Here is a 4,386-nt window from a genome sequence, read left to right as displayed (position 1 = left end):
CCCGAGCTCGGGTGACGCCGCCCCCTCAGCGCCGCGGCTCGGCGGGGAGGCCTTGAGCCGATGGTCCGGGCGGGGCGCCCGTCGGGCACGCCGTCCGGAACCGAACCGTCGTCAGCAGGCGCCCTCGTCCTGCCACGGACCCCACTCGGCGCCGCTCGGCGCCTCGTTCTGGGTCCACCACTTGGCCTTCCAGTTGCGGTGGTTGTACGAGGCCTCGTTGCCGGCGGTGTAGACCGTCGACGCGCTCCAGGCCGTCTTGCAGGCGGAGCCGGGCGGTGTGGGTGTCGGGGTCGGCGTGGGCGTCGGGGTGGGTGTGCCGGTGGGCGGGGTCGCTCCGGCGAACTTCACCGAGTACTTCGCGAAGTCCCAGGAGTTCTGGGCCACGCTGGAGCAAGTGCCGGACGTACGGCCGCCGTTGTCGGCGGGCGTGCACTGGCGGTCCCGGTTCAGGGACCAGAAGGTGAAGCGGTCCATGTTGTGGCCGGTGGCGAAGTCCAGCACGGTCTGGAAATCGGCCTGGGAGAAGTACTCACCGGTGTCGCTGCGGCCGTTCATGCCGGAGAAGCCCTCATGGGCGTACGCGGTCGCCTGGTCCCAGCCGAACGTGGACCGGAGGATCGTGTTGAAGTTGGCGAGCGCGCTGGTCTGCGACGCGGCGCCGTTGAAGCCGCCGTCGAACGGCATGATGGAGAAGTTGTTCGGCGTGAAGCCCTGCGACTTCGCCTCCAGCAGCATCTGCTTGCCGAACCAGCCCGTTCCGTCCGCCGTGCCGGCCGTGGTGACGGAGACGTACAGGCCGGGGTTGTTCTGTTGGAGGATCTTGGCGGCGCCGATCTCGTTCCTGATGGCCGCCGTGTTCTCGTACTCCGGCTCCTCCAGGTCGAAGTCGATCGCGTGCAGGCCGTACTTGGTGATGACCTGCTGGTACGCCGCGGCGGTGGCGGCCGGGTCCGAGCAGGCCTGACCGAGCTTGGTGCCGCCGTAGCCGCCGATGGAGACGGAGACGTCGCCGCCCTTGGCGCGGATGGTGTTGACGACCGACTGCACGGCGGTGTCCGAGGAGACCGCTGAGGTGCCGCCCCAAGTGGGCGAGCAGCCACCGCCGTTGGGGGCGAGGACGAATGCGAGCTGGAACGCCTTGAGGCCCGTCGCGTCCATGATGGCGCCCGGGTCCGGCGGGTCGTTGTCCGTCGGCATCAGATAGGGGGCGGCGGCGTACCAGCGGTTGCTGAGCGCGCTGGTGGCGCCCGAGGCGTTGCCCGCGACCAGCGCGGTGGTGCCGACTGCGGCCAGGCTCACGGCGGCTGCCGCGCCCAGACATGCGCGAAGACGTCTCACTGTGCCTCCAGAGGGGTGGGGGAGTGGCCCCAGCTTCCGGCTGCTGTCGCGATCACGTCAATGAGTTGGACTAGACCAGACGGGCCTTTGGACTAGACCATGCGAACTCTTTACTCGAGGTGCCGTTCGCTGCCCGCCCCGCGTGGGGCGTGAAGGGGCGAGGTGTGCGTCACGGGTCGCCCGCCCGGGTGTGCCCCGGCCTCAACGGGCCGGGCCCGGTGGGGTGTTGTCAGTACGGCAGGCCCTCCGACGCCGCGTGCAAGGCGGCATGTAGAGAGGCGGCGAGATCCTCCTCGGAGGCCTCCGCCTTGTCGGCGAACCGTACGGCGAAGTCCTCCGCCGCGGCACGCAGTGCGCCGTTGACGGTGGCCGCGTGCACCTTCACCCGGAGGTCGTCGGCGCTCCCGCCGGAGCGCTTGGCGAGGAGTTCCGTGAGGACGGGCAGTGCGTCGTCGTGGGCCTGGAGCCAGACGGCACGCAGTGCGGGCTCGGTGGGGGTCATGCGGATCAGGTCGAGCACCGCGGGGTCGGCGGACGGCAGCCTCCCGTGTCGGCAGGAATGCGTGAGGAAGTCCAGCAGCCCGGTGTCCGGCGGCCAGTGCCGCAGTTGATCGGTGGCGGCGTCGAGTCCCGCTGTGAGTAAGGGGCGTACGCAGCTCTCCTTGGTGGGGAAGTGGCGCCACAGGGTGCGGGTCGAGACGCCCACCGCCTCCGCGATCTGGTCCCCCGTGGTGCCCGTGACGCCCTGCGAGATGAACAGGCGGACGGCCTCGCGGGCTATGTCGAGACGGAGAGCGTCCCTGCGCCGTTCGCCCAGCGACGGCCTCGTGGTTGCGCCGGCCGTCGTGGCCCGGTCTGCGGGTGCCGCATCACGCACCGTTGCCTCACCGTCCCTGTCCGTCAGATCGCAGGAAGCATAGCGAGCCTCTCGGAACTGACGCGCGCAGACATCTTGTCACTGAGTGACATCCGCTCCTACTCTCCTGATGTGACTCGGGAGTAACTAGCGGGCGTCGCACGGGACTTCGGCGTCCGTCGCTGCCGATCACAGGCACAGGAACAGGGCAACACGGGACAGCACAGAACGGCGGAGCCACAGCCACGAGCACCGGGGCTCCGCCGAGTTCAGAAACCCCAGGACACCCCACCTCGCCCACGCGCCGTACGACGCGTGGGCGGGCTCCGCACTGCCCGCCGCCCGGCCGACGGCGCGCAGTGCGGTGCCGTCCTGCCCGCGTCCGTGACACGGGCGGAAACAGCCGTCCCACCCGCGTGCGCGATGCGAGCGGGTCCGTCGTCCTGCCCACGTCCGCGTTCCGGGCGGGTGCGATCGTCCTGCCCCCGTCCGTTCCCGTGCGCTGCCCTTTCCCTCGCACCGACCCGCGACCGCCGCCGGAGTCCCCCGGTCGCGGCCAGGCCGGCACCTCACCCGAACCGGTGTCACGCCCTTGACACCGCAGGCCGCCCGCACGACCCCCACGTTTCGACGAAGCAGGGAGTGAGCCGCATGGAACGACCCCCCGGCACCGACCAGCCGCATCCGGCGTTCACCCGTCCCCCCACGGAGCGGCCGCTGCCCTCCGCGCACCCCAGAGCGGCCGCGTCGAAGCGCGGCCGCCTCCTCGCCTCCGCGCTCGCTGCCCTCGCCTGCCTGAGCGTCCAGGCGATCCCCGCCGCGGCCGCCGGCGCGGGCGATGTGGTCTCCCGGGGCGTGACCATTCCCGCCTTCTACACGCCACCCGCAAGCCTTCCCGCGGCCGACGGCGCCCTGATCCGGACCGAACCCCTGCCGCTCGCCCTCAGCCTGCCCGGCCTCGACGGTCCGCTCCCCGGCACCGCGACCCGCCTGATGTACAAGTCCACCGACTCCAACGGCCGACCCGTCGCGGTGACCGGCGCCTACATCGAGCCCTCGGCCGCCTGGAAGGGCGGCGGCCCACGACCGCTGGTGGCCGTGGCCCCGGGCACCATGGGCCAGGGCGACCAGTGCGCGGCCTCCATGGGACTCGAGCACCCGCTCTCCCTGAACGGCGACACGGTGTCGGTCGGATACGAGGACCTCGCCATCTACCGGCTCCTGGCCGCCGGCACGGCGGTGGTCGTCACCGACTACGCCGGGCTGGGCGCGACCGACCGGCTCCACACCTACGTGAACCGCCTCGACGGCGGCCACGCGCTCCTCGACGCCGTCCGCGCCGCACGCGCGCTGACCGGTGCGTCGATCACCTCCACGTCACCCGTCGGTCTCTTCGGCTACAGCCAGGGCGGCGGCGCCAGCGCGTCGGCGGCCGAACTCCAGCCGTCCTACGCCCCGGACATCACGCTGGCCGGCACCTACTCCGGAGCACCGCCCGCCAACCTCACCGAGGTGATCAAGGGCATCGACGGCAGTGCCCTCGCCGGTGCCCTCGGCTGGTCCCTCAACGGCTTCCTGCAGTCCGACCCCGAGCTGCGGGCCATCGCCGACGCCCACCTCAACTCCGCCGGGAAGGCCGCGCTCAACGACCTCTCCACGATGTGCGTCGGCGACGCGATCTTCGGATACGCGTTCAAGAAGAGCAGGTCGTGGACGACGGACGGCCAGTCCGTCAGCGACATCGTGGAGAGCTCGCCGGAGCTCCGGGCCACGCTCGACAACCAGCGCATCGGCAGGCTGAAGCCCACCAGTCCGGTGCGCCTGATCACCGGCATCCAGGACGACATCGTGCCGCACGGCCAGGCACGTCAGCTCGCCGTCGACTGGTGCCGCAAGGGCGCCGACATCACCTACGACGCCATCAACCTGCCGAACCTCGGCGACGGACTGCTCACCAACCACGTCGTGCCCCTCATCACCGACCAGGGCGACGCCATCTCCTGGCTGACCGACCGCCTCGCCGGCAAGCGCGCCACCTCCAACTGCTGGACGATGCCTCTGCAGCCCTGAGCCACGTCGTGCGGGGCCCCGCGGCGCTCCAGGCCACCCGGGCCCCCCCCCCCCCCCGGGCCCCGCGCCCGGGGGAAGGACCGGGGTGCCCCGGGGGTAGGGGCCGGCCCCACCCCCAACAG

General features: G+C 71.7%; 3 protein-coding genes. 1 reads left to right on the top strand and 2 read right to left on the bottom strand.

Annotated elements, in window-relative coordinates; all coding sequences use genetic code 11:
- Positions 1-111: 111 nt before the first annotated feature.
- Together ACFWBT_RS42020 and ACFWBT_RS42015 are read right to left on the bottom strand one after the other, a co-directional pair.
- Complete coding sequence (locus ACFWBT_RS42020; RefSeq protein ID WP_385709817.1) at positions 112-1,299, bottom strand: chitinase; 1,188 nt, start codon at positions 1,297-1,299, stop codon at positions 112-114.
- A gap of 268 nt (positions 1,300-1,567) precedes the next feature.
- Positions 1,568-2,215 (bottom strand): TetR/AcrR family transcriptional regulator, encoded by a 648-nt coding sequence (locus ACFWBT_RS42015; protein WP_385709813.1) that lies wholly within the window; start codon positions 2,213-2,215, stop codon positions 1,568-1,570.
- A gap of 630 nt (positions 2,216-2,845) precedes the next feature.
- On the opposite strand from ACFWBT_RS42015, the gene ACFWBT_RS42010 reads away from it, so the two are divergent.
- Positions 2,846-4,264 carry a lipase family protein gene (locus ACFWBT_RS42010; RefSeq protein ID WP_385709810.1) on the top strand — a complete coding sequence of 473 codons (1,419 nt, stop codon included), beginning with the start codon at positions 2,846-2,848 and terminating at the stop codon, positions 4,262-4,264.
- Positions 4,265-4,386: the final 122 nt, after the last annotated feature.

Source organism: Streptomyces sp. NPDC060027 (genome assembly GCF_042737005.1).
GTDB lineage: Bacteria > Actinomycetota > Actinomycetes > Streptomycetales > Streptomycetaceae > Streptomyces.
The sequence above is the reverse complement of the archived record's forward strand: the minus strand, read 5'-3'. Positions and strand labels throughout refer to the sequence as shown.